The sequence below is a fragment of the Sulfitobacter sp. SK012 genome (assembly GCF_003352085.1).
Taxonomy (GTDB): domain Bacteria; phylum Pseudomonadota; class Alphaproteobacteria; order Rhodobacterales; family Rhodobacteraceae; genus Sulfitobacter.
In genome coordinates, this window is the sequence record NZ_CP025804.1 from 3,205,850 (window position 1) to 3,231,960 (window position 26,111).

16 protein-coding genes are annotated in these 26,111 nt (G+C 55.4%); 7 read left to right on the top strand and 9 right to left on the bottom strand.

Annotated features, from left to right (window positions below):
• Positions 1-38: 38 nt before the first annotated feature.
• Together iolB and C1J03_RS15690 are read left to right on the top strand one after the other, a co-directional pair.
• Entirely contained in the window at positions 39-848 is an 810-nt protein-coding gene (gene iolB / locus C1J03_RS15685; RefSeq protein WP_114887444.1) for a 5-deoxy-glucuronate isomerase, read from the top strand.
• Positions 849-1,090: 242 nt separating this feature from the next.
• Positions 1,091-1,768: a hypothetical protein gene (locus tag C1J03_RS15690; RefSeq protein ID WP_162798563.1), complete on the top strand. Its 678-nt coding sequence runs from the start codon at positions 1,091-1,093 to the stop codon at positions 1,766-1,768.
• 1 nt (position 1,769) lies between these two features.
• Here the strand turns inward: C1J03_RS15690 and C1J03_RS15695 are convergent, their stop codons facing one another.
• Both C1J03_RS15695 and C1J03_RS15700 read right to left on the bottom strand, forming a co-directional pair.
• Positions 1,770-4,670 carry an ankyrin repeat domain-containing protein gene (locus tag C1J03_RS15695; protein ID WP_114887446.1) on the bottom strand — a complete coding sequence of 967 codons (2,901 nt, stop codon included), beginning with the start codon at positions 4,668-4,670 and terminating at the stop codon, positions 1,770-1,772.
• A gap of 52 nt (positions 4,671-4,722) precedes the next feature.
• Positions 4,723-6,867 carry an nSTAND1 domain-containing NTPase gene (locus tag C1J03_RS15700; protein WP_114887447.1) on the bottom strand — a complete coding sequence of 715 codons (2,145 nt, stop codon included), beginning with the start codon at positions 6,865-6,867 and terminating at the stop codon, positions 4,723-4,725.
• Between the two features lie 232 nt (positions 6,868-7,099).
• On the opposite strand from C1J03_RS15700, the gene C1J03_RS15705 reads away from it, so the two are divergent.
• The gene (locus tag C1J03_RS15705) at positions 7,100-7,771 is read left to right on the top strand and encodes a hypothetical protein (RefSeq protein WP_162798564.1); all 672 of its coding nucleotides are present in this window, start codon (positions 7,100-7,102) and stop codon (positions 7,769-7,771) included.
• Between the two features lie 4 nt (positions 7,772-7,775).
• Positions 7,776-9,281 (top strand): type IV secretory system conjugative DNA transfer family protein, encoded by a 1,506-nt coding sequence (locus C1J03_RS15710; RefSeq protein WP_114887449.1) that lies wholly within the window; start codon positions 7,776-7,778, stop codon positions 9,279-9,281.
• Here the strand turns inward: C1J03_RS15710 and C1J03_RS15715 are convergent.
• Entirely contained in the window at positions 9,278-10,372 is a 1,095-nt protein-coding gene (locus tag C1J03_RS15715; RefSeq protein WP_114887450.1) for a patatin-like phospholipase family protein, read from the bottom strand. The genes C1J03_RS15710 and C1J03_RS15715 overlap by 4 nt on opposite strands.
• A gap of 86 nt (positions 10,373-10,458) precedes the next feature.
• On the opposite strand from C1J03_RS15715, the gene C1J03_RS15720 reads away from it, so the two are divergent.
• The gene (locus C1J03_RS15720) at positions 10,459-12,795 is read left to right on the top strand and encodes a hypothetical protein (RefSeq protein ID WP_114887451.1); all 2,337 of its coding nucleotides are present in this window, start codon (positions 10,459-10,461) and stop codon (positions 12,793-12,795) included.
• A gap of 83 nt (positions 12,796-12,878) precedes the next feature.
• On the opposite strand, the gene C1J03_RS15725 is transcribed toward C1J03_RS15720, so the two are convergent.
• From C1J03_RS15725 to C1J03_RS15735, 3 genes are all read right to left on the bottom strand, one after another.
• Positions 12,879-14,279: a TRAP transporter large permease gene (locus C1J03_RS15725; protein ID WP_114887452.1), complete on the bottom strand. Its 1,401-nt coding sequence runs from the start codon at positions 14,277-14,279 to the stop codon at positions 12,879-12,881.
• Positions 14,279-14,908 carry a TRAP transporter small permease subunit gene (locus tag C1J03_RS15730; protein WP_114887453.1) on the bottom strand — a complete coding sequence of 210 codons (630 nt, stop codon included), beginning with the start codon at positions 14,906-14,908 and terminating at the stop codon, positions 14,279-14,281. The genes C1J03_RS15725 and C1J03_RS15730 overlap by 1 nt, the downstream gene beginning before the upstream one ends.
• Positions 14,909-14,999: 91 nt before the next feature.
• Positions 15,000-16,016, bottom strand: a complete 1,017-nt coding sequence (locus C1J03_RS15735; RefSeq protein ID WP_114887454.1) for a C4-dicarboxylate TRAP transporter substrate-binding protein — start codon at positions 16,014-16,016, stop codon at positions 15,000-15,002.
• Between the two features lie 513 nt (positions 16,017-16,529).
• Here C1J03_RS15735 and acs point away from each other — a divergent pair.
• A complete protein-coding gene (gene acs, locus C1J03_RS15740) occupies positions 16,530-18,473 on the top strand; it encodes an acetate--CoA ligase (protein ID WP_114887455.1) in 1,944 nt (647 codons plus the stop codon).
• Between the two features lie 42 nt (positions 18,474-18,515).
• On the opposite strand, the gene C1J03_RS15745 is transcribed toward acs, so the two are convergent.
• Positions 18,516-19,130 carry a hypothetical protein gene (locus C1J03_RS15745; RefSeq protein WP_114887456.1) on the bottom strand — a complete coding sequence of 205 codons (615 nt, stop codon included), beginning with the start codon at positions 19,128-19,130 and terminating at the stop codon, positions 18,516-18,518.
• A 276-nt stretch (positions 19,131-19,406) separates the two neighbouring features.
• On the opposite strand from C1J03_RS15745, the gene C1J03_RS15750 reads away from it, so the two are divergent.
• The gene (locus C1J03_RS15750; RefSeq protein ID WP_254694066.1) at positions 19,407-19,907 is read left to right on the top strand and encodes a flavin reductase family protein; all 501 of its coding nucleotides are present in this window, start codon (positions 19,407-19,409) and stop codon (positions 19,905-19,907) included.
• A 6-nt stretch (positions 19,908-19,913) separates the two neighbouring features.
• On the opposite strand, the gene C1J03_RS15755 is transcribed toward C1J03_RS15750, so the two are convergent.
• Positions 19,914-24,236 (bottom strand): translocation/assembly module TamB domain-containing protein, encoded by a 4,323-nt coding sequence (locus C1J03_RS15755; RefSeq protein ID WP_114887458.1) that lies wholly within the window; start codon positions 24,234-24,236, stop codon positions 19,914-19,916.
• Positions 24,236-26,056: an autotransporter assembly complex protein TamA gene (locus tag C1J03_RS15760; RefSeq protein ID WP_254694067.1), complete on the bottom strand. Its 1,821-nt coding sequence runs from the start codon at positions 26,054-26,056 to the stop codon at positions 24,236-24,238. The genes C1J03_RS15755 and C1J03_RS15760 overlap by 1 nt, the downstream gene beginning before the upstream one ends.
• Positions 26,057-26,111 lie beyond the last annotated feature (55 nt).

Here is a 26,111-nt window from a genome sequence, read left to right on the forward strand (position 1 = left end):
CCAAGGGTCACCTTTAACGTTTTGAAGAGAAACAACTCATGACAAACCTTCTTCGCTCTCCGAATGGTAAGACTCGCAAAGTGCATGACATCACAGCGGCATCCGCTGGATGGGGCTATGTTGGATTTGGCCTCTACCACCTAAAACCCGGAGAGACCGCCGAGGAAGCCACGGGTGACCGCGAAGTCATCTTGGTGCTCGTAGAAGGCAAAGCTGATGTTTCCGCAGCGGGTCAAGATTTTGGCAACATGGGCGACCGCATGTCGGTCTTTGAGAAAACCGCGCCGCATTGCCTCTATGTTGCAGGCGACAGCGACTGGCGCGCCACCGCCACCACGGATTGTGTTTTGGCCGTGTGCACGGCTCCCGCAAAGGGCAGCTACCCAACCCAAAAGATCGGGCCCGACGGCATTGAATTGACCCCACGCGGCAAAGGCCAAAACCAACGCTTCATCAACAACATCGCGATGGAAGGCCGGGAAGTGGCTGGCAGCTTGTTGGTCACTGAAGTATTTACCCCCGCTGGCAACTGGTCGTCTTATCCCAGCCATCGCCACGACGAAGATGATTTCCCTCGGATGACTTATCTTGAGGAAACCTACTACCACCGTTTGAACCCCGCGCAGGGCTTTGGCATTCAACGTGTCTACACCGAAGACGGGACGCTGGACGAGACGATGAGCGTCAAAGATGGGGAAGTCGTCCTCGTCCCCAAAGGTCATCACCCTTGTGGTGCGCCCCATGGCTATGAGCTATATTACCTCAATGTCATGGCCGGTCCTTTACGCAAATGGCGCTTTGAGAATGATCCTGCCCACGACTGGATCGCACAGCGCGACGCGGATTAATTCCGGCTCCGTCTGGCTCTACGTCAGATCAATGTGGATTTGGCCAAGAATGAAGCCGGTTGTCGCGGCCAATTTCTTCTAATCGACACTTTTGCATTGGGTGTCTTTTGTTAATAACTGCGTGTTTCGAACTGTCATGATCAGCGTTACCGTGTTTGGGGAACCGGTTTACACCCATTGGCAGGTTTACTCAGCGCCCACGGGGTGGCAGGATTTACCGAAGTACGCGGAGGGACATCAACATGGCACTAAGACTCGGAATTACGCCGATGGGCGGCAGCTTGCATGATCCGCTGGCCAGCCTTCCTTTGAATGACACGCCAAAGGCCATTGAGACTTCTGTGCACCAACGTGATTGCAACACTTGTGCCGAATGCGGTTTTCGCTCCGGTAAATACATGAATGTGCATGCACCGGGCCGTGGCCCGCATCGCACTTCAGCCTATCGCACATTGTGCAATGCATGTTTCGACGTCGTGTGCTTGGATGAAGCGGTCAAAATGCGTTCCGTCAGCTTTTCATGGATCCCTGAGATCGAACAAGAAGAGCTCAACCGTTTAATGCCAAATCTCTATGTGGCGCGGATTGGAAATCATGGCCCCCTGACCAAACGCATCCTTGATATCATATTCGAAGAACGCCGCGAGTTGGCCCGTGAAAAGATTCCATACACCGAGGTAGGCGATCTCGTCAAAGCCATGGAAGAGGGTGCAGATGATGCCCAACTTCATCGCTTTTTCAACGAAGGCTTGCGGATTTTACCCTTGGACCGCCGGATCATTAAAGAGGGCAAGATGGAGTTCAACCAATTCCCGCAAATCCTCGCGTATTGGCGGTCGCGGAGCGGGCCATTGAATGGTTCTGCAGACAGTTTTGCGGTCATTGCACAGGACTGGCTACGCCGCCTAAGCTCAAACTGAGTTAGGACAGGGGCGCGTCAATTTTGACCGGCAGGTCTGCAGCAATCGGCTCGTCATCCAGCATCTCAACCATTCCGGAAGGCTGAACTGCGAAATTGGCGATAAAGATCGCGTTGGAATAGAAGACAACGCCGTCACATAGGTAGTGGCCCTTGTCGTTCATCCCTTCAAAGGTATTCGGGCGCACAACCCCATCAATGATCTTTTCGATCTTGGCATGCGACGGAATCATCGGGTCATCCTTGTGTTCGCACAGATAGAATGGCCCTTCTTCGCCGCGCACAAAGAAGGTGAAAAACCGCAGGTAATCCAGCACGTTGGCTTCATTTACTTTGATCGGCGCCTTGGCGTTAATCTCGTGAATGGGTGGAGATGTGCCGTTGAGCCAATACAGATTTCCTTGATGCTCTAGATAGTAAATTCGCAGTTTTGGGTTTGCAAATGACGGGTCAAAAAGTTGAAATAGCGTGACGTCATCATACCATGGCAGTTTGCGGGTGGCCCCCCGCAGTTCTGGCCCATCCAACTCATAGCGATCGGCAACAGGCGCAACCCGTTTTACGAAAGCGGCCAAATCGGTCTCATTCATCTTGCTCCACAGTCGCGTCTCCCCACGGTCAAACTCGGGATAGAGATCGCTGGCCAGCCCATGCATCATAGACTGTGTCTTGTACTGCTGCGGCGTCGCGTTGACTGCCTGCGATTTCAACTGCTTGGTTTGTGCAGGGGTCGGTTTGGCAACGGACCCAAAATGGGTTTCCAAGGCGTCCGAGTGGCGTTCTTCGGTGGGCTTTGATTTCTTCATTTCGGCATTCTGCCCTCCGTAAAGTTCTTGGATGCTAAGGCCTGTCACCGGATGCACAGGCAACCCGCTATCAGTGCCTCTGCGCAGACCTAAAAGATATGCAGCACAGTCATAATGCATATGTTCAAGGCTCAGGAATATCAGGTCCGTCAAGTCCAGAGCATCAGGGCTGCGTAGGTGGAAGAGCAGTTTAAGGACCTCGGCTTGACCAGTCTCTGCGGCCAAATCAAATGCAGTAACATCCGGGTCGTTACGCAGTGGCCGAAGAGGGTTAATTCTGTGGTTCAAGATTTCCTTAACCACATTTTCGCGCCCACGTTGGGCAGCAATATGCAGCGGCGTCCAACCAGCGTCGTTATACGCTTGCGGATCGTACCCTTGCCCCAGCAAATACCCTGTTGCGCGGACACGACCATGTGACACAGCAATATGCAATGCTTCTGGGTATGTTTGCGCCAGCGTTCCTTCGGCACACCGTTTGCCAATCAGCTCGATGCATTTCAGGTCACCCGAGGCGCAGGCGCTGTCAAAAGGCGTATGACCACGAACATCCACCTTCTCAAGCGCGGTATCGTCGGTGTGCAGCAGCCGGGCAAGGTGATCGGGCAGTCCTGCCTCTGCCGCGATGTGTGCCGGCGTGCGTCCAAGCGCATTAGGTAAACTCAGGTCAGGTCCGTGCTCAATAAGCAGATTCAGCAGCTTGATCTCGGGCTCTTGTGCCGCGACGTGCACCAAGGTGGCCGCATGGGCATCAGTCATGGTATTGCGGTGCGAATAGCTGCTGAGCAAGGCTCCCTGGCGCAAGAGCTCCTTGGCCAGAGCGAACCTGTCACGGATGATGGCCTTTTGCAGTACCGTCAATCCATCCTTGTCACGAATTTCCATATTCGCGCCATTCGCCGACAAATACATCGCGACATCGTCATTGCCCTTTTCGACCGCTAGATGCATCGGAGTTTCCTTGGCCCCGTTCTGCTTGTTAGGATCGGCCTTGGCTTCGATCAGGGCTCTGGCAACCTTTGTGTGCCCCTTTGCTGTGGCAAAATGCAAGGGACTCCAATCAGTTAGGTTGATCTTGTCCTTCGCGCCACTTGTAGCAGTCAACTGTTCACGGGCCTTGTCGATATCGTCCTTGGTCCACAGGTTCATACCCGGAGCATCCACATCCGCGCCATGTTTCGCCAAAATACGGACCGCTTCGGGAAAGTCATTGTTGGCCGCCAAATGGATCGCCCGGCTTCCGTTGACCATCGGGCAATCAGACTCACCGCCTAGTTCAATTACGGTTTGAATCGATTCTCGACACCCATCGCGCGCGGCGACGTGGATCGCCGACATCTCCAACGAATTGGGACCGTCGACTGTACAGATATCCAACGCACAGCCGTGGGTTTCCACCAGATAGCGGACCATCTGCGCATCGTCGTTCAAAATCGCGTGCATGACCACAGTACGTCCCGCGCTATCGCGCAAATCTGGGTCCACGGATTGTTCTTTAATGTAGTAGTCCGCCAGCTCTTTATTGCCGCCTTGCGCGGCCAAATGCAAAGGGTGGATCTTCTGCGGGGCGTCTTGCGGGTCGAACGTAGCGCCTGCTTTGATCAGGCGGCGGGTCATGGCCGGGTCCCCGCCCACAGCAGCCGCATGGATGGGACGCCAGCCATCATCCTCAGCCACATTCATCTCGGCTTTGTACTCCAACAGCAGCTCCAACATCTCAATGTTGTTGAAAAAGCATGCTGAAAAAACAGCGGTTCGCTTGTCTGAACGCGGCGTATCTACCGAACCGGGATGTTTCTCGAGCATTGCGCGCAAAATGTCATTCCGCTGATAAAACGCTGGAATCAGAATATGCGGCGCTTTTTTGGGTGTATTTTCGATAATGCGGGCGGGATCACAGGTCTGTTCAATCATCGCGAGGCAGTAGTTGCGCAGCAGGATATCTTTTACATCCTGAACCTTTTCCGATCCCTCGTCGAACCGATGCGACCAAAGCGCCAAGACTTCAAACGCCCGTTCAGCATGCAATTTAAGGCCAAGATTGACGACACCCGCGTCATGATCCAACTGCTGCCAGCTTTCCGCCAATGCCAGCAAGTCCGCGGCGCCTTCATGCAGCGGGCGTTCGCGAATGCAAAACGCGTCTGCTTCAGGCCAGTTTTTTCAGGACTGTTTCGTGGACAAGCAGAATTCCGGCTTCCCCGTCGTCAACGAGCAGCCGGTGTTTGATCAACGCTTTTGCAAGGCTTTTTTCAGCGTTGTCGGTCGGCAAAGGCACATGCGGCAAGAAGAACTGCTTATCATCTCGGCCGCTCCAACGCACAAGCTGGCGCAACAGATTGTCCACGGTCGCTTCACCGGCAGCAAGAGCATTGGCCTCTTTGGCTTCGTTCATTGCACTGGCCGCAAGTTCAGCAATTGCCCCTTCTAAATCAAGGTAATCTACGGCGTCTTTCAACCCCACGCGCACACGACTGGGCTTGTCTTTTCCCGCCGGCCTTTTCGCCGCAGCTGCTTTCAAAGCGTCTTGCGGTGCGGCGTCTTGTTCTTTGCGTTCAAACTGCTTTTCTATCAACGGCAGTGCTACATTCACCTGCAGACGCTGCAGGGCCAGCGAAACCAATGGCAGGAAACTGCCCGAGGTCGTCGCACGCGGCCTATCCACATGAAGCATGATCTTTTCACGCAAAGCTGCAACCAAGGCGTCATCAAGCGAAACGCGACCATGATCCTCAAAGGGCTTGCGGATAATATTCTCAAGCTCGGTCGGGCTTGGAAAGGCCAAATCCGTGCATTGCAGCGACGTGTCATGCCAAAGCGCGTTCAGTTCGGGATGGCGCAGCATCTTATCCAGCCGCTCCTTGCGGAAGGTCGAGATGATTACGATATCGGGCTGTGCTGGCGCAAGCTCCATAAACTTGATGAACAATTGCCAATGCGGACCGAGTTTTTCATCATCGAGCATGTCGACGATTTCCTCAAACTGATCGATGCCAATGACCAATCGGTTGTGTCGCGCGCCGGGTTCTTGACCCTCTGCATTGCCCAGACAAGCGGTGAGTTTACGCGCGGCCCATTCGGGTCGTTTCTCTGGCTCCAGTTTGTCGAAATCTTCCAGCAAAGGTGCGATGCCCCCGACTAAAAACTCCGCGCAGTTTGGCCGCTCCCGGATTGCATCGGCGCATTTTTCGAACAAAACCCGCAAAGGGCATGCGGTTTGTGCGACTTTGGCCGCAGATGCGTTGAGCAAGTGATTGGGTCGATTGACGCTGTAGGCGTAGTCGGTTTGGTATTTCGGTGAATAAATGAACGAACCAATGATGCCGGCGCGCAGGAATGACGACTTGCCAACCCCGCTTATGCCCTTGATCCAATAGCAGTTACGTTTTTTGGGCGCATTGCACATCTTTTCAATCGCGCTGAGCGCGTTCTTAACATCCGTGTCGCGCCCAAAATAGGACCGGTTATCGTGAACATCATAAAACTGCAGTCCGCGAAACGGATCATGCAACAGCGGATCGCGGGTGAGCACGAAGTTCGAAGCGAGGTACTTGCGAAAATCCTCTTCGATCTTGCGTTCGTCGGGCTCAAAGATCGGCTCAAGGCCAATATGCTTGAGATACATTGCGAAATTACGCAGTGATTTAAGCTGTTCCCGGATCATCAAGCGTTTCTCATCCAGCGCGTTGTCGTCTTCTTCAAACAACTCCATCATTTTTTTGCGTAGCTTTCGGTTACCCCACTTGGCCCGACCCGGGTCTTCAATCTCTAACACGTCCTTGGGGGCTAGAAACCGCAGGAACATTGGCAATTCCTGTCCCGACGCCGTATTCTTAAATCGGCGATCTGTGGCGATAGCAACGAGTACTTCAAAAGTGCTACCCGTTAACGGAAAGCCCCCTCGATCGGCTTCTTCAGGTCGCCAATGACGCACCATTTTATAGTAGTCAGAGGGGTTATTCGCAAAAAGTTCTTCCAACATATGGGTTGGAAAATCCTCTGCCAATGGCTGGCCGATGCGCTCTCCAAAGAACGCCACAACGCCTTTGCACAAGGGGTCGCTGGGTAGATAAATTTGGTTTTGAATCGGGGCGGCGTCGTTAAAGAGCGTTTCTTTCAGGGTCGTTTCCCATGCAAACATAGTCATGGAATTTGCCGGGCCACCGACCCCATCGAGGTCATCAACAACTTGCTGCGCCATAAGCCGCAAATCTTGAACGTCCCCCGGAGAGGCTAGGAAAAGCTTTGGATCATCGCCTTCTTCAATCGTTGCAAAATAGGAAAATTCAGACATAAATCGTCAGGCACCCGCAGTATCAAATCAAAGATCGGTCAAATGGATTTCCTAAATAGAAACATGGAGAGGTCTTTTTGCCAAGCATTTTGCTGTCCCACTTCAAGCAGTATTGAGAAAGTCAAAAAATATGGCGCGGCGCCTGTCTTGTTGACTTCGGCAAGTAAACCTTGCTCAGCAATCCACTTTTTTGATCTAACGCGTTTGTCTCTACCCGTTGAAAGGCCTCATTTTGAACAAGCCAACCGACCCCAGCGTTATATTTGACCTGCCCGCCCCGATCGAGGGTTCGTGGCAAACCTTGCCCGCGACGCTTGCTGACATGTTAGACCAACGGTTGCGTGAATTCGGGGCCCATGATGAGGTCAGCGATATCCTAGGCCTTAGGGTTCTGCCGCTGGCCTTTCGGCCTGGCTGGATGCTGTGCGATTTCCAAGAAGGCGCGGGCAACGGTCCACATAAGCTTCATTCCGTGATCTACGGCCCCGACGGCGTGAGCCTTCTTGATGGCAGTTCGGCCCCTTTGCATCAGGGCAACATCGAGCACGGGATCGACCTGTCGGACGCCACCAAACAAGCGCAGTATCTGCGGCTCTTTTGCATGTTTGTACGTGGGGAATACGGACCGTTCGAAATTGTGCAATCGGCCCAAGGGCTCACGTTCGAAAAAGGTGTGTCCGCGATATTCAACCGCCTCACCCCGGTTGAGAATGACGCGGGTGACATGCTTTGGCGTGCAACTGTCCACTACAATGAGGCGCTTTTCGATGTGGAATTCTTGTTGCACCCCGACGGTCAGGTCACAATGAAAGACGATACCCATATTTGTGATGGCGTGACCCGCGATCCTGAGTTGAACTTTGCCAAGACAGCTCGGTACCGCAGCCCCCAAGGACAGGAGTAGGTCAATGCCACATCAAAAACTCCGTTTTTTACACGCTGCTGAAGCGTCACTGGCGCGGTATCCCAGCGCCTTGCCCCATCCGGGCCTGTTGGTCGGGTGGTCTATGGAGACCCAGCATCGTCGCCAACCTCCGGGATTCAGCTTTGGAGACCCCCAAACCACGCCCGATCAAGGCTATATCGATCCAATTTTGATGGAGGATGAAGGCCATTTGATCACAATCGCGCCGACAGGTGCAGGCAAAGGCGTAGGCTGCATCGTCCCTGCCCTTTTGCGCCATGAGGGACCAGTGTTTGTGGTCGATCCAAAAGGCGAAAACACCGCCATCACCGCGCGCGGCCGCCGCGAGCGAGGCGAAACGGTCGCTGTAATTGACCCAATGGGGCTGACCTCGGAAGTGCCCGCCTCTCTCAATCCACTTGACTTGATTGATCCCAAATCGGCCAATGGTGTGGACGAGGCATTGGCGCTGATCAACGCCCTGCTTCCCGACAACACCGCCGATCATAAGAACAGCTTTTGGGTTGGCCGGGCACGTCAGCTTTTGCTGGCAGTGGTCTTGCATGTTGTGACCGATCTGGAGCCTCAGGAGCGTACGCTTATGAAGGTTCGTGAGATTGTCCATGAGATGACCAACAATCCCGGTCCGATTTCAAAGCGGCTTGCCAAATCGCGCCATCCAGAGGTCCGCCTGATTGAAGGCACACTTGGCATCAACGCCAAGGAAACACTGGGCGGTATTTTGGCCTTTGCGCAGGAAGGCATCGATTTTGTCCGGGGGCCCCAGTTGCAACAAAGCCTTGGCAGCACATCGTTTGATTTGGATGAAATCGTGCGCGGGGGCCCTGTGTCGATCTATCTGGTTTTGCCGCCGCATATGCTGGGCAGTCATGGCCGCGTTCTGCGACTTTGGATCAGCGCATTGTTTCAGCTGATCCAGCGGCGTCGCAGCCGCCCCAAGAAATCCACGTTGTTTATCTTGGATGAAGCCGCACAATTGGGCACGTTAAGTGAACTGCGCACCGCCATCACGCTGCTGCGCGGCTACGGGCTGCAAACCTGGAGTTTTTGGCAGGACGTGAGCCAACTCAAGATCCTATATCCGCTCGATTGGCAGACCATGGTCAACAACAGCCGGGTGCTGCAGGCGTTTGGGGCCAACAACATGTCTGCCGCTCGCGATATGTCAAACCTCATGGGGTTCGTGTCCGCCGAGCAGGTGCTAGATTTGCGTCAGGGCGAGATGCTCTTGCAAATAGCCGGCGATGAAGCGGTGGCCGCGCGGTTGCCAAACTACCGCAGTGACCCGGTTTTTGAGGGGCAATTCGATCAAAACCCCTTCTTTAATAGCTCGATTGACCCGTTGCCGGAAAAAGATCTGAGCCGCGAATACCTGCGGTCTGAGAAAGTGGTCGTGACCAAGGAACGGCACGGCAAATTGCGGCGCAAAGCCAATCCGGTGGACGGCGATCTGGCGAAACGAATTCTAGATTCATTGGAAAGCGGCTAGCCCAAGAGCGCGTCCAGATCCCACGTTTGGGCGCAATACTCCTGCGCCAGATCATACAGCGGCGCGATGATGCTGGGATCATCCATGCGCGAAAAACGGTGAGCGTCTGAGGCACTCAATCCCATTGCTCCCCCTTTTTCCAAGGGCAGGTCGAGCCGTAGAAACTCAAACAACGGCGCGTCCGTCAGGCTGTCTTCGCCCAGATGGCCCACTTCTGAATTGATGTGACTTGGGGCGGAGGACTGCCCCATCCATTCCATCATCGTCAACGTCATCTGTTCGTTATCCGTCAGCACCCCGCGCAGGGACGCCAAAGCCACCTGCAGTGGCCCCATCGTGGCAGCCCGGTTGGGTTTTATTTTGGGGCGTAGGCGTCCTGAACCCACCGAAAGAATGAACATCTGTTCGGCACCTAACGGCCATTTCAGACCAAACGCCTGCATCCGCGCCAGCTTAAGCAGCGCCAACGAAGGGTCGTTATAGGGGCTCAACCCGCCGTCCACAAAAACGCCCGGCGGTGCTCCGGGTGCCAGCTCAATCAACTCCTGAGAGAAAAAGAACGGGGCCGCCGTTGTGCCGCGCAGCAAGCGTGCCAACTGATAATGCTCGTTCCCACGAAATCTGCCATCACCAAGGTCCTTAAAATAGGGGGCGTCTGGCAGGTTGTTCACGATCCAGGGCGTGCCGGTATCAAAACGTTTGAGGATGATCGCAAGATATGTGCGCAGCGCAGGATCGCCCAATGTCATGTCGCCGACATCGCGGCGGACCTCGGCCTCAAGCGCATCACAGTCAAACATCGGTGCACGCCCTACGCGCCACCACCGCCGATTGCTGAAAAATCCGGCTGCGCGGGTTAGGTAAAAATCCCGAATATCAGACATCGGCTTGCCCAACGACAGCGCCGTTGCGATTAAAGCTCCGGTCGAGCTGCCGCCGATGAGGTGGAACACATCGCTCAGTTGAGTGTCAGGGCCATGCCGGCGCCGGTAAGCCGCCTCAACCGCTTCGAGGAACGCAACTTCGACAATGCCGCGTACCCCGCCACCAGAAAGGGCAAGGATACGTTTTTTGTCTGGTAAGCTGTTCATGGATCGGACTTAACCCTGCGCGTCAGCGTGTTGCAAGAACGCTCACCGCTTGATCTAATTAGATTTGCCGTGGCAGGATGATATCTATGTCAAAAACACGTAAAACCACGCTGACCATTCTTGTTGCGCTGATCGCCCTAACGATGGGCTTTGGCACCGTAGGTTGGATGAAAGAGCTCCCCGCCGGCGAAGTTGGGATCGGCCGGTTGCTAGAAGCGATCTTTCTTAGTTTTCTCGCCTTTGGGGGCGACCCACTCTACAGAAATCCCGGAGATTGGACGCTTCATATCGCGCGGATCACCGGGATGCTGACAGCGGCGTCTGTGGTCTTTGCGTTCATGATGCTGGCAGTCAAAACATCATGGGACCGTCGCGGCATTCTCATAGCACATGATCACACCGTACTGGTTGGCGCGGACTCGTTTTCGCTTTCATACGCACAGGCTCGCGAGGTTGGGAAAATCACCATTCTGGCAATGCCGAACGATATTCCCGCCCTTGAACCTTTAGCCGAGGATAACCGGATAAGCCTTGTTGCCGCCGATTTGGGCGATGTGAGCCATTGGCACAAGTTGCTGGGTGCCAAACCTAAGCGGATCATTTTTGGCGGATCGCAAGCACATATCAACGCACAACGTGCCATTGCTCTGAACGAACTTAGCGATACAGATCAATCTGTTGCTGCGCGGATCGCACAGGCGAAGGTTCTGTTGCGCATGGACGACGATGCGCTGGCCCGCGAGCTAGAGGCATGGTCGCCCCGGCTTGCCCATTGCGAAACATTCAGCGAAGGCGGCTATATCGCCCAAGCATTGCTGACGCAGGTGGATTTCTGCGACATCGCAAAACTGCGTAGTCAAGATCGCGTGCATATTGCGATCATAGGGATGGGTCATGTGGCCTTATCGCTCGCCGAAGAAATCGCACAACGTCTTCACAGCCACGCAATGAAAGAACGTCCGCTGATCAGCACAATCGACACCCGTGCAGATGACGTGGATTGGGATATTCGACAAGATTTTGCCGGTGTGCGAAATGCTGTTGATCTGCCAAAACCGCTCAATTTGGATGCTTGTTCTTTTGGGCCTGATCTGGATGATCCCCAATTCGAGACGCTTTTGAAACGCACCGAAGAGGCCCCCCTGACGGCCATTTTGGTATGTGTCGGCGACGACAAGATTAGCGCGCGCATTGGTATGCGTCTGCGCCGCGCCCAAACCGAATCCCGCAAGCTGCTGGCCCCGACTTTTGTGCGGATGCGCGGGAGTGGTACGCTGGGATGCGATCAGGTGAACGACATTTCCGAAGGCATATATGTCTTTGGTGGCAACACGGTACGCGATCAGGATATCTCTCTTGATGACATGAAGCTGCGACTTGGCAAGCGGATGCATGACCTCTGGCGCACCACGCTCGCGTCGTCAGGGCGTCAAGACGAGAACATACCGTGGGATGATCTGACCCTTGAGCGCAAACGCTCCAACAAACGTGCGGGTCTCGCGGCCGTTGATATGCTCCGCTATGCGGGTCTTGCAGCTCCCGACGGGGACGCGTTGAGTGCTTTGCGCATCCTTCCCGAAGCGGAATCGCGTATGCGTTCCAACCTGATCGAACTGCAGTCTTTGTCGAAAGCAGAGTATAATCGCTACCGCGCAGAAAGGTTTTGCGCGGGCTGGTCCTATGCTGAACACCGCAATGACGAACGGCGCGAACATCCGCTTTTGGAAAGCCACTACAAAGTAACAGCAAAAGAACGGGCGAAAGACGTCAGCAACTTCATGGCTGTGATTAAAGAGAGCGAAATTGCCCGGCAACGTAATGAACACGCATCACCTTGGCGCACGGTTGTCCGTGTTGGCGTTATGGGTCCGCTTGTCATGTCGGATGCAGATGACATAGCGCTTAAACAGGCAGCGCAGGATATTTTGGCGCGATTGCCGCAACCGCTTGAAACCATACATCTAGAGGTGATCACTCCCAACGCCCCCGGCTTTGACCGCGCGATGGCTCAGGCTTTGTTGACGGAATGGCGCACCCGCAGGCTGCATGCGGCGGATATGATCAAGATGCAGGCGGGCAAAGTAAGCTACTTGCATAATGCGGCCTTGCCTTGGCCTGACAGCAAACTCGATGAAGTGAAAAATGCAGCGATCAAGCGCACCGCTCTGAACCGCTTTGAAGCCGCTGAAACCGCACTGGATAGCGCCCTGCGTGGCCGCATCCGAACGCTTGATATTCTGGGCGACATCGATCCCCTTGCCGTAACCGATGAACAGCGAATTGGACATGCAATACAGGTGGCTTCAGTCTGTGATTTGACGGTTGTTGGGCTCCGCGAAGGATCCGGCAGCATTACCCGTGCGGCGCTGGCACAAATGAGCGACGGCGAACGCGTCAAAGTGATGGAAGTCACATTGGGCTAGGTGCTTTGCCGTGGGTTGATGCCACAACCTTGCCAGTCAACAGGCTGACATCTACACCACCTGATCGCCGTTCTTGCAGCGGCTTAACTCGCCAGCGACGGCAACCAAAGCACGATGGATGGGAAGGCAACCAGCAGCGCAATCGTGATGCCATCCGCAATGAAAAACGGTGTCACTCCGCGGAATACATCCTGCACGGTTAGGTCATCACGCACGCCAGCAACCACAAAACAATTGAGGCCAATGGGCGGGGTGATCAGACAAAACTCCGCCATCTTCACCACCAAAATCCCAAACCAGATCGCACACATTTCACCCGACATGCCAAAGGCGCTGTCGGCCGCTGCGACCTCTTCACCGCCGTTGAGCGCCATTACGGCGGGGTACACAACAGGCAACGTCAACAGCAACATGCCAATCGCGTCCATGAACATTCCCAAGATCGCATAAGCAAGCAGAATACATATCAAAATTATCATTGGCGACATCGTCAGTGATGAAATCCAATCAGCAAAGGCACCCGGCAGATCAGCAAAACCCAAGAACCGTACATAGATCAACACGCCCCAGATAATGGTGAAAATCATCACCGTCAGCTTGGCTGTTTCCAGCAGTGCGTCTTTGAACTGCGTCCATTTCATGCCGCGCGCCATGGCCATCAGAAAGACGATGAAAGCACCAATGGCACCGCCCTCTGTTGGGGTGCCCCACGCGTCCCCAAAGGGGTTATAAACAAAGAAGATGATGATCACGACCACTGCTACAATCGGCAACGCAGGCGGCAACGATTCAAAACGTTCGCGCCACGTAAAGCCACCGATGGGCGGGCCGACGTTTTTCCAGATCATCGCGATACCAATGATCAGACCGGTGTAGACCAACGCGGAAAAAGCGCCGGGAATGAATCCTGCGAGCAGCAGTTTACCCACGTCCTGCTCAACGATAATCGCATAGATCACGAGGATCGCTGACGGTGGGATCAACGACGCTAGTGTGCCCGCCGCCGCAACAACGCCAGCGGCGAATTGTTTGTTATAGCCGTTCTCAAGCATCTCCGGGATGGCAATACGCGCAAATACAGCCGAGGTCGCGACGGAGGCCCCTGAAACTGCAGCAAATCCCGCGGTTGCAAACACTGTCGCCACGGCCAGGCCACCCGGTACCCACGCGATCCAGCGCTTGGCCGCGGTAAAGAGCGCCTTTGTCAGGCCCGCGTAATAGGCCAGATAGCCGATCAGGATGAAGGTCGGAATAAGGCTCAGGGCCTGCGCCGAAACTTTGGAATGTGGCACCTGCCCCGCTGTTTTGATCGCGACGGTCAGTGCCCAGTCGAGTTCAGAGAACTGCATGCCTTTTTTGGCCCAGAAAATCCAGATCAGGCCGATCAATCCGGCAAGTGCTGCGGCAAAAGCCACGCGCATGCCCAAGATCACCATCAGCAACATACCGCCCGAGACCCATAGGCCGATTTCGATGGGTTCCATCAGCTTTTTCCTGCCAAAAGTTCGGCCTCAGCCAAGGCCTGTTCTGCGGCAGATTGAACCAGCGGAACGGCGACAGGGGTTGCAAGGCCAAGGACCATCGCGCGCCCGTAGCCCCAAACTTGCAGACATAAGCGCACGCAAATGACCCCAAATGCCACTGGGACCAACAGTTTCGCAGGCCAGATGGGCAAGCCGATATCAATCGAGCTGTCGCGGCTCCAAAGAGGGGATGAAAAATCAAAGCTGCGCTGAAAATGCGCCCAAGAGCCCCACGTCAGCGCCAGCATCAGAATGAGGATAAGCAAGACCGAGAAGGTTTCCGCTGCCCAAAGTGCGCGGCCTTTCAATCGGCCAATCAGCAGATCCATGCGCACATGGCCGCCGTTCCGCTGGGTGTAGGACACGCCCATGATCGCAATAAAGGGCATCGCCGCTTCGATCCAATCCACATAGCCCGCCAATGGGGATTCGAAAAATTTCCGCCCACCAACGGAGCGGACCGCCAACACCATCAACATAAACGCAGCAAAGCCCGAAATGAACGCAAAGAATGTCTCGAGCTTGAGAAGGTGCCTGTCGAGACGGCTAAGCAGGCTGCCATCTTCTAGCACGGCGGATGATCCGGCCATGGGGTTTGTCCTAACGAAGGGTGTCGGGGCGCATTATGTGCTGTTGTATAGAAAAGAGCCGCGCCAGTGTTGGCGCGGCTCAGAAAGCGGCCTAGTTGCCGGCGCGTTCTTTTTCCAACGTCGAGATTACCAGATCATAGAGCTCTTGACCTGGAATGCCTTGGGCTTCCATGTCAGCAATCCATGCTTCGCGCGCGGGATCAGCTGCCTTGGCTTTGAACTCAGCAATGGTTTCAGGCGTCAAAGACACCTTGGTCACGTTTTTCTCGACCAAGATGCTGTCCCATTTTTCAAGGAGCTCACCGTAGTTGGTGACATAGTGTTCCAGTGCTTCGTCCACGGAGCCATCAAGGGCTGCGCGCTCGTCATCGCTCAGCGCATTATAGGCGTCGATGTTAACCACAACAGGGCAGTTTACCGTGCCTGGGTTAAGGTTCTCAGTCCACCAATCGGCCTGATTGATCGTGCCAAAGCTGAGGTGGGCGTGCTGAGCAAAGGCGACCGTATCAACAACGCCCGATTCCATTGCGTTATACGCCTCGGACGAGGTCACGGACGTTGGAACGGCACCGACTGCCTCAAAGGCTCTGCCTAGGCCGCCTGTGGCACGTACACGCATGCCTGCCATTTTTGCCAGCGTATCGCGTGGCTCACCGGTGCCAACCAGATTGTACTGTGGCATCGGCGACGTCATCAGCATCTGCGCATTCCACTGAGCCATCTCTTTGGCAACAGCGGGGTGGGCATAGACGGCACGTGAAACGGCGACTTCTTCGGCCAGATTGCTGACACCAAGGAACGGCAGTTCCAGCACGGTGATCGAGCGGTTTTTATCTGCGTGATACCCGGCACAGAACTGCGCCATTTCGAACGCCCCGATGGAAATGCCATCAAGGTTTTCACGGTTCTTGCTTAGGCCGCCATAGCTGACGTTCATTGTGAAAGAGCCGCCCGTTTTCTCGGATACCAGCTCAGCAATTTTTTCGATGTGCTCCGTGAACGCGCGACGCTTGCCCCAAACAGATACATTCCATTCGGTTGCCATTGCTTCGGCAGCAAATGCAAAAGACATCGTGGTGACAACAGCACCAGCTGTAAATTTATTCATGATTTTCTCTCCCTTATCTCTCATCCGGCATATCAGCACTTTTACACAGCGGAGCAAAGGGCATTTTACGAAACCTGTAAAAGGTTCGACACACACCATGTCCCGCGCAGTGACAACAAACCAGTGACACCCCGTCATTTGCGGGGTTGGTCAAAAGAAACGGAAAGAGACCCGCAATGCAAGTCGTGCGGCTTCGATAGTAAGGTTATGTCGTTTTAATGATAATTTACAGTCAGTTACCAAGGGCACCTCATTCTGATCGTTTCGAGGTGGCTGCCCCACTGTGCGGATATTCACACATCAGACAGCCTAAGCTTAACCCGCATATTAGCACCTTGGTGAAATGGCCTGTGGCGCTTGACCAATCCCGCCAGCAGCAGTTAATAAATTTACTAAATCCGCGATGCATAAGGCGGGGCCGTTTTCTTCTGGCCCCTCTTGGATATGATCGCGGCAAAACAAAGGGCGGGCAAGTATCTGCGCGCATTGAAAAGACTCAAGAGAGGAATATCCATGTCCAAGACATTCAGCCCACCGTCCGAGATGGCGGCAAACGCCCATGTGGACGCCGCGCGCTACGACACGATGTATGCAGCTTCGCTGGCCGATCCGGATGCGTTCTGGCGCGAGCAGGCCGCGCGGGTGGATTGGATCAAACCTTTCACGACAGTCTCGGACGTGGATTTCACCCTTGGCAACGTCAAGATCAACTGGTTTGCGGACGGTACGCTGAACGTATCTGAAAATTGTATCGACCGGCATTTGGCCACGCGCGGCGATCAAACTGCGATCATCTGGGAGCCAGACAGCCCCGAAGATGGTGCCAAGCACATCACCTACAAAGAACTGCACGCCAACACTTGCCGCATGGCCAATATCCTCAAGGGGCTTGGCGTGGCAAAGGGCGACCGCGTCATCATCTATATGCCCATGATCCCTGAGGCCGCTTTTGCCATGCTGGCCTGTGCACGCATTGGCGCGATCCATTCGATTGTGTTCGCCGGCTTTTCCGCGGACGCGCTTGCCTCGCGGGTCAAAGGGTCTGACGCCAAGGTCGTTATCACCGCTGATTTTGCACCGCGCGGTGGCAAAGCAACACCATTGAAGGCAAATGCAGATACAGCCCTCAGCACCTGTGATGCATCGGTGCAATGCCTTGTTGTGCGGCGTACGGGCGGCGATGTTGCGTGGAACGACGCGCGTGATCACGACTATAATGCGCTGAGCGTTGATGCCTCAGACACCTGTGCCGTTGAAGAGATGGCGGCAGAAGATCCGCTGTTCATCCTCTACACTTCAGGCTCGACCGGGCAACCCAAAGGCGTTGTGCATTCGACTGGCGGTTATCTCGTTTATGCCGCACTCACCCATGAGGTCACGTTTGATTACCATGACGGTGATATCTTCTGGTGCACGGCAGATGTCGGCTGGGTCACCGGTCACAGCTATATCGTTTACGGTCCCCTCGCCAATGGCGCGACCACAGTGATGTTTGAAGGGGTGCCGACTTACCCCGACGCCAGCCGCTTTTGGCAGGTGTGCGAAAAGCACAAGGTTAACCAGTTCTACACCGCTCCCACCGCCATTCGCGCCCTGATGGGTAAGGGTAATTCCTTTGTTGAAGGGGCCGATCTGTCGTCGCTCAAACTGCTGGGCACCGTGGGGGAACCAATCAACCCAGAAGCGTGGAACTGGTACAATGAGGTCGTCGGAGGCGGGCGTTGCCCAATCGTGGACACGTGGTGGCAAACCGAAACCGGTGGCCATTTGATGACCCCCCTGCCCGGCGCGCATGCAACAAAACCGGGCTCCGCGATGAAACCCTATTTCGGCATTAAGCCGGTTGTGCTTGAACCGACGACTGCCGAAGAACTGCACGGCAATCCGGTTGAGGGTGTGCTGTGCATTGCCAACAGCTGGCCCGGTCAGATGCGTACGGTTTGGGGCGATCATGAGCGGTTTGAAAAGACTTACTTCGCAGATTACCCCGGCTATTATTTCACCGGTGATGGCTGCAAGCGCGATGAGGATGGCGATTATTGGATCACAGGTCGTGTGGACGACGTGATAAACGTGTCAGGCCACCGTATGGGCACGGCCGAAGTTGAGAGCGCATTGGTCGCCCATCCCAAAGTCGCGGAAAGTGCGGTTGTCGGCTACCCCCACGACATCAAAGGACAGGGCATTTATTGCTATGTGACGTTGATGGGAGGCGAGGAGCCATCCGAAGTGCTGCGCAAAGAACTGCGGAACTGGGTGCGCACGGAAATCGGCCCGATTGCGTCTCCGGATGTGATTCAGTGGGCACCGGGCTTGCCCAAGACGCGGTCAGGCAAGATCATGCGTCGTATTCTGCGCAAGATCGCAGAGAATGACTATGGCGCGCTGGGGGATATCTCCACGCTGGCCGATCCATCGGTGGTCGAAGATCTTATTACCAACCGCGCAAAAAGTTAAGGGATCAAGGGCGGTGCCAATGCCGCCCTTGTCCTAGACCACTTAATTTACGGCAAAGCAGTAAAACAATCCGTCGCCGCCGGTGCCGCGCAGGTCCTCAAGGCTACAGCCGCGAGATCCATGTGCGGAATTCCACGATTTCGGGTTGTCACCGCCACCCGTACGGTCGTGGTGCCCGACCATAGCTGAACCTTCGCCACTGCTCGTCCAATCGGCACAAGCAGTACCTGACAGCGTCCCGTCCAAGCCTGAACCGGTCAGAATGTCATGGCGGTTGGGCGTGTCGCCACGGCCATTGATCACGTCGCCTGTCTCGCTCAAAGATGCGAGCTTGCTCAATGCACTATTGTCGCTGTGCAGGTCATCGACGCTGGTCGCCACGACCTCGCCTTTTGCATTGCTCCAAGGCCCCGCCCCGATACGGTCGCGTGCGTTTTCAGTACTTGATGAAAGATACGCAGCCCATGTTTTACCCGTGACACCTGCGGCTTCGGCCAAAGTGGTGCAATAGGCGTCCGCCCCAGCCAGCCCGCCCAGATCAGCCCCGTTGCCCGGGTTCTCGCTGGTGATGAAAAAGCCCATGCCAGCGTCTTGGGCCTGCACGACACCTGCGCCACCCATACATAGGGCCACAGCGATGAGAGTTCTTCTAAACATATCGGATATCCTTGTCGGTTTGGTTCAAACTAATCTGGCGATCTCGAGGAGCCCACAGAACGGCCCTGAAAGAGATACGCTTAGCTGCGCGAATGCCGTCGAAACTAGCGGCCAGAACGCAGCATTGTTTGTAAACCTAGAGCGGTCCAGCCCTTCCGCGCAAGCCGTGCGCCCCTCACCATAGCGTTATCAGCGGGAATCTGTCGCAGGCTGCCGCACGGCAGATGCTGGACAAATCAGACGCGGCGTGGCACCGCTGACCCTATGAAAACACCTATGCGCTCCTTTGTCCCCGCCACCGAAACAACAGCAGACCTGCGCCGCGCATTTGGTCGCTATGGCACCGGCGTGACGGTCGTAACAACCAAGACGCCTACGGGCCTTGTTGGGATGACGGCAAACTCGTTTACATCCGTATCGCTTGATCCGGCATTGGTGCTGTGGTCGCCTGCGACATCGTCCAAACGCCACGATATCTTTGCGAGTGCAGCCGGCTTTTGCGTGCATGTGTTGGGCGCTGATCAATTGGCGTTGGCGCAACATTTTGCGACCCAAGGTCATGACTTTGAGACTGTCGATTGGATCGAAGGACCAACAGGCGCACCGACGTTGCAAGGGTGCCTTGCCGCGTTCCATTGCGAAACTTACGCAGTACATCCGGCAGGCGATCATTCATTGATTTTGGGGCATGTGAAAAGCGCAGCAATGCGTGAAAACGACGACCCCGGCCTGATGTTTGACCGAGGCCGATTTGGCCAGTTCGCTCCGCAAAGTTAATCAGGTTTAGTAATCTCTTTCAAAGAAGATACCGATGCTGGAACTGTCATCTGAACCAACAGTCGCCCTGGCCTTCAAATTATCGGTAAGATCTAGGTTCAGCGATAAATCCGTTGTGCCATCAGACGAGGCGGTGACGTCAGTATAGATATCTTCAGTCAGGTATTTACCGACACTGAGCTCCGTTTCGCCCTCAGAATTGGTTGAAACGTTCAGATCATCCAGACCAAAACTGTCACGCAAATTGCCCACCACCTGGCTGCCCCCTCCTGCAAGGGTCGCCACAGCATTGGCCAGTTGCAGGGCCTGAAACGCCGAGATATCCGAGATGTTAGTGCCAAACAGCAACTGAGCAAGGACTTCATCCTCAGGGGCGGCTGGCGTAGATTCGAACGTTATCTCCGGCTCATCGGCAGGTCCCTCAACGATGACCCTGACTTCGCCTACATCTGTGGTCGAGGACGAGACAAAACGGAGGTAAGGGACCAGGCCGCCTTGGAAATCGATTGCGCCTTCCACCAGATCAAACCGTTTGCCCAAGATATCAAGCCGTCCGCGCAAGAGCTCAAACCGGCCCGCAGAGATAATGTTGTTGGTGTTGCCCGTCACTGTCAGATCACCGCCAAGTTCCGCATCAAGGCCGCGCCCCCGAACAAAAATCCGACTTGGCGCATTGACCTGAATATTAAGGCCAAAACCTGGGCCGACACTGGCGGGTTCTGCAGGATCTTTGCCCGCATCAGCGCCATCGAGCCCAGCCTTGCGTAGGGTCGCAAGCACTTCGCCTGAAGCGCCGATATGCTTGATTTGAGGGATATCACCGATGCTGGTCAATCCAGTTGATGGGACGGTCACGTTGGTCTCGCCGATGTCGACTTGACCCGAGATATTTGCCCCCCCTGCTAGCGGACCAGCAACTTTGATCGCGCCACTTAGAGAAGTACGGTAAAGCCGGGGGTCCGACAAGACAACGTCTTGGAAATTCACATCAATATCCGCGGGCAGCGCGCCACTCAACGTTACGCCTCCCCCAACGTTCAGCTGGCCACCGCCCAGTACATTGGCGCTAACTTCAAGGTCGGCACGGCCATTGGCGAGCCGGATGTTGGTTGCGATCTGTTCGAGCGCGAGGCGCAGGTTCGGTGCGGAAAAACCCCCGTCTGAAGACGAGATCGTTCCTGTCACAGAACCCAATTCAGGGGGGCCTTTCACGCTGAGGTCGAACGCCGCCTGCCCCTGCAGGCTGCGCGGCGCAATAAACGGGGCTGCAAGCCCGAGCGAGACATCGCCTTTGATCGCCAAATCTAACGTACCGTCCTTGGCCACCAATCCTGCCACCGAGGCCGCCATGCCCGATGGCCCATCGGCACTTGTATCGATCTGCCAACCTTGTTCGGATTGCCGGGCATTGCCTGCAACACTCAGCGGGCCGGATATCTCAGGTACGATCACACCAAGGTTTGGCAAATCCACATTGAAATCGACGGCAGCATTTGGCCCCGTTACAACGCCCTGAACAGAGGCGGTGGATGCAAAAGGTCCCGTTGCATTTGTATCAACTGCGATGCCGTCAGGCGTTTGATTGATCGTGCCAGTTGCTTTCAACGGCCCGTTTACGCTGGATACTATGGGTTGTACGTTCGGCACAGAGACGTCGAAGGTCAGCGACATATCTGGTCCAGTTGCCAGCCCTTCGACCAGCGCACGCGCGCCATAGGGACCCGTGGCATCCGTGTCGACAAAGAAGCCTTTGTCGGTCTGGCGCACCTTACCAGCCGCGCGCAGAGGCCCATCGATACCGGGCGCAAGCGGCGCGACATTTGGCAGTGCAATGTCAAAATCGATCTCGACCAACGGTAGGATCTGCCCTTCGACCGCGGCGACCGCGCTATAAGGACCATTCGCATCGGTTTTAATTGTCCAGCCAGTCGCTGTTTGGTCGAGCCGGCCCGACGCGCGCAAAGGCCCATCGACCTGCGGCACCAATGGTTTGATGTTGGGCAGTGACACATCAAAATCAATGCCAACAAGTGGCAAAAGATCGCCCTGAACAGTTGCGGCAACGTCATATGGACCACTTGCGTCGGTCTTGATCGACCACCCGGTTGCGGTTTGCGTCAAACTTCCGTCAGCGCGCAGCGGCCCTTCGATCTGTGGGGCGATGGCGCTGACGTCCGGCGCCGCGAGCGTGAAGTCGATATCGACAAGCGGTGTGAGCAGACCGTCGATGCTGGCCGTCGCGTCAAAGGGGCCGCTTGCATCCGTTGTCAGTTTCCAGCCCTCCGAAGTTTGCTGGACCGTACCGCGTGCATCAAGTGGTCCGTTGACCTGAGCAACAAGTGGATTGAGGTCCGGCACCTTGGCGGTGAAATCGATCTTGGCCTCCGGACCAGTTGCCAGTCCTTTGAGTGTCAACACCGCGTCATACGGACCGTCAGTATTTACATCGACGTTCCAACCGCCGGCGTCTTGAATGGCTTTACCAATCACCGTCACGGAACCTTGGTATTGCGGGACCACAGCGGCCAAATCGCGCAACACGATGGTCGCATCAACGGTGCTGTTGTCAGTGGCCAAGGCGGCGCTGCCAGTAAAGTTCAGCTCAGGATTGGACAGAATTAGGTCACGCAAGAAGGTGCCGGTTTCGTCCCGCTTTGCCGCCATACTCAGATCTGTGCGCCCTGCCAGCAGCGCGTCGGCCTGCACAATGCCGGTTTTGATATCCTGCGTCGTGCCTTTGGCGTTTAGGTCAAACATTCCGCTCAGCGGCGTCACGGACCCCGTCAATTCCAGCGCCGTCGCACCGTCCAACTCGCGGCCTGCAAGTGCAGAGAACCGGCTGATATCGCTTGCCTGCAATTTCGCATCAAGCTCCGTTTTGAAGGCCGCTTCAAGACCACTGATTATGGCACCACCGGTCAAGCCATAGTCGGCCCCGGTGAGTTCAAGATCCGCGATCCGCGTAGGTTCGCCTTCCGCGTAGGTCACATTGGCTTTACCGGTGATCTCTTGGCCAATCGCCTCAGAGATCGCCGCATCCGTCATCACCAAACCGGTTGCCGTGAATTCTACCAAGCTGATCAACTCGCCGACGGCCCCGACATCGCCCTTCAGCGTTCCGTTTGCAGAAATCTGCGTTTGCGCAATGCTCAATGCCTCTGTCTTGAGCCCGGAGATGTCAAAGAGCGCCTTAAACGCGTCGCCCCCATCCGCATCGTAATCCACATCCAGCGTGATCTTATCAAGATAAGTTTCGCCACCGCCACCGGGCAGCAAAACGGCCTGCCCGTCCACGCGCGCAACGGTGCCGTTGATATCAATAAAGCTGGGCCATTTATCAGCATTGAGGCGTATTTTACCAGCCAGATCCGCCGCTGCAGCCTTCAGCGTAAAATCAGAGACGTCAATCTCACCGTCGCTGCTGAGCACGACATCGACCACCAAAGCCACATCAGGGCCAAAGAAATCGTGGTACTCAGGCAAAATCACGGCCGTCAGATCGCCACCTAGGTTGGCTTTGATGCGGCGGTCAGGTGGGCCTGAAAGGAGACCGCCCTCTTCGGCACTTAGGCTCACGGTTCCAGCAAGGCGTTCTTCACCGTTGGTGGACAGTGAAAGATCGGAATTGAAATCCGTCAAAGGTCCAGTGCCCTGAATGGACAAATCAACCGATGGCTGGCCCGGCACATTGATCAATCTTGAGACCAACCCGGCCTCGTCCTCAGACAGCTTAACCAACAAATCCATCAGGCTTTCTGCACGGTTGAGGTCCGCTTTGATTGCGAATTCCCCGCGTTTACCATCCGTTCGGTTCGCGGTCATGTCGACGAAAGCGACGTCATCATCAAACTTAGCAGAGGCCTGAACTTCCAGCTGCGCGGCCTCACCCAGCAAGGGCGCACCAAGGTTGACCTCTGCGATGCTGAAGGTTTGCAAATCAATCGACACCGGCAGATCAGGCAAAGCGAACGGTTTTGCTTCGGCGTCCGGCAGCGGCTCTTCGCCCGGGATTGGCGAACGCGGAATATCGATACGCGCGGCGGTCAGGCTTTTTACCTCAAGTCGGCCACGCAACAAGGCGCTGCGTTTCCAATCCAGCACAACGTCTTCGAGGGTCAGCCAGATGCCGTCCTCATCGGCGATGGTCAAACGGTCAAATGACGCCTCAGAGCTCAGCGCGCCCTTGAAGCCCACAATGTCGACCGTCCGGCCCGAACCACTGAGTAAATCTTGAAGTTTACGGGTCAAAAAGCTTTTGTCATCCTCTTGCGCCACAACCGAAGTGGCCAGCAGGCAAACCGCAACAAGGCAAAACCGAAGAAAACGCATTAGAATGCCTGCCCTATGCCGATATAGATTTGAAAGTTGTCACCCGTTTCAGGGCCCGATGTCGGCACGCCGACATCAAATCGGATGGGGCCGATACCAGTGGCGTAGCGGATGCCCAGCCCAGCGCCGGAATGCGTCGTTCCGGACCCATCATAAAATTCCTCTTCGCCAATATATCCAGCGTCAAAGAACCCAACGACGCCGAAGCTTTCTGTCGCTTGCACGCGCACCTCGGCCGACAAACCGACAAAGGAGCGCCCACCGACGGTTTCGCCGTTGCCCAGATCAACGCCCAGCGATTCATAGGGCTGTCCGCGAACGGTCCCGCCCCCACCGGAGTAAAAGAGGTAATCCGCAGGCGCGACAGACAGATCCGGCCCTAAGACCGAACCAAGCTGACCGCGCAGCGCAAATGTGACAGCGCGAGTTGTTCCGAAAGTTTTATAGGCACGTGCGTCGACAAAACTGCGCACACCGTCATCTGCACCTGAGAGCGCAAGAAATGGCATCACTGCTAAATCAATATAAAATCCGTTCTTCGTGTCCAGCTCATTGTCGCGGTAGTCAAACTCAGCCCCGGTCGGCAGCGTCAACAATGTATAGCGGTTTTCACCAAATGCATCGCGAGTTTGAGCAGTGCGCAGCCCTAATCCCAACCTATAAGTGCGCTCCTCAGAAGCGATCCGTTCAACACCAGCCACAAGGTCGAGTTGGCGCGAAAAGTATGATACTTCGTCAAGCTGCTCAATCGAGGCCAACGCAAAGAAATTGGTGTCTTCGTTGAACGTCGCAGGCCGCTTGAAAAGTGCGGACAATAGATAATCAGTGCCGCCATTCGCCCCTTCCACGCCGGAAATTTCACCGTCAATGCGCAGGCTCTCCGCCCCGCCAAACAGATTGCGGTTCAACCAATAAACCGTAAGGCTCAGACCATCAGGGTCGCCGTACTCTGCGCCAAAACCAAACCGGTGTAGCGGCGCGTCGGTCAGCGATGCGCTGATGGGCAGTGTGTCTTCAGGGCCGATCATGCCCGCTTCAATCAACGCAACAGCATTGAACGCTCCGGTGCGGCGCAGACGTTCTGTTGCCAGCTTCAACTCTTCGGGAGAGTACACTTCGCCTTCGGGCAGGCCCGCAATATCAAGAATGCGCTCGGTCCGAACATTACTGGGGTCCTTGACCGTCAATGGCCCAAACCGCAGCTTTGGACCCGGGTTCAGACGCAAATCTGCGCTGACCGTACGTTCCTGATGGCGCGCGATCAGGTCTTGCGAGGCAAGTTCCGCTTTTGCATACCCCGCGTCGCGCCAGCCATTGATGCCTGTGCTAACGGTTTGTTTGAGGACGCCCAAACTGGCGGTCTCCCCGATTGCAAATCCATTGGGCAGTTCTGTGCCAGGGGCCACGGGGTCAATCGTCGCGCGGTCGAACTTGAACTTTGGGCCCAGTTCGACGTCGATGATCACTTTATTAATGTTTGCAGGTGGTTGCACCGGAGAAATCGATGCCGCTTCTCGCCCATCCACGGTGATGGTCAGCGCGCCACTGAAATAGCCATTGTCATAGAGCACTGCCAGCAAACGCTTGTAGTCCGCTTGCGCTGCTGCAAGGATTTCAGCGCTTGATGGTTTGGCTTCTTCCTCAGAAATCGATTGTCCAACCAGCAAAGACCCGCCCGACAGAATATCAAACAGATCATTATCGCTGGAAATGCCGGTCAGCTTGACGTCCGCTGCAAGGACAACGCCTGAGCCCGAAGCGAACGCTACAATTACCCCGACCCGAACATATTTTAGTACCGCAAGAGCCGCTCGACCCACCTTAATTCCTCGCCAGATTGGGCGGTGACGTCCCTTTTTCCGGAACTTTGTCGCG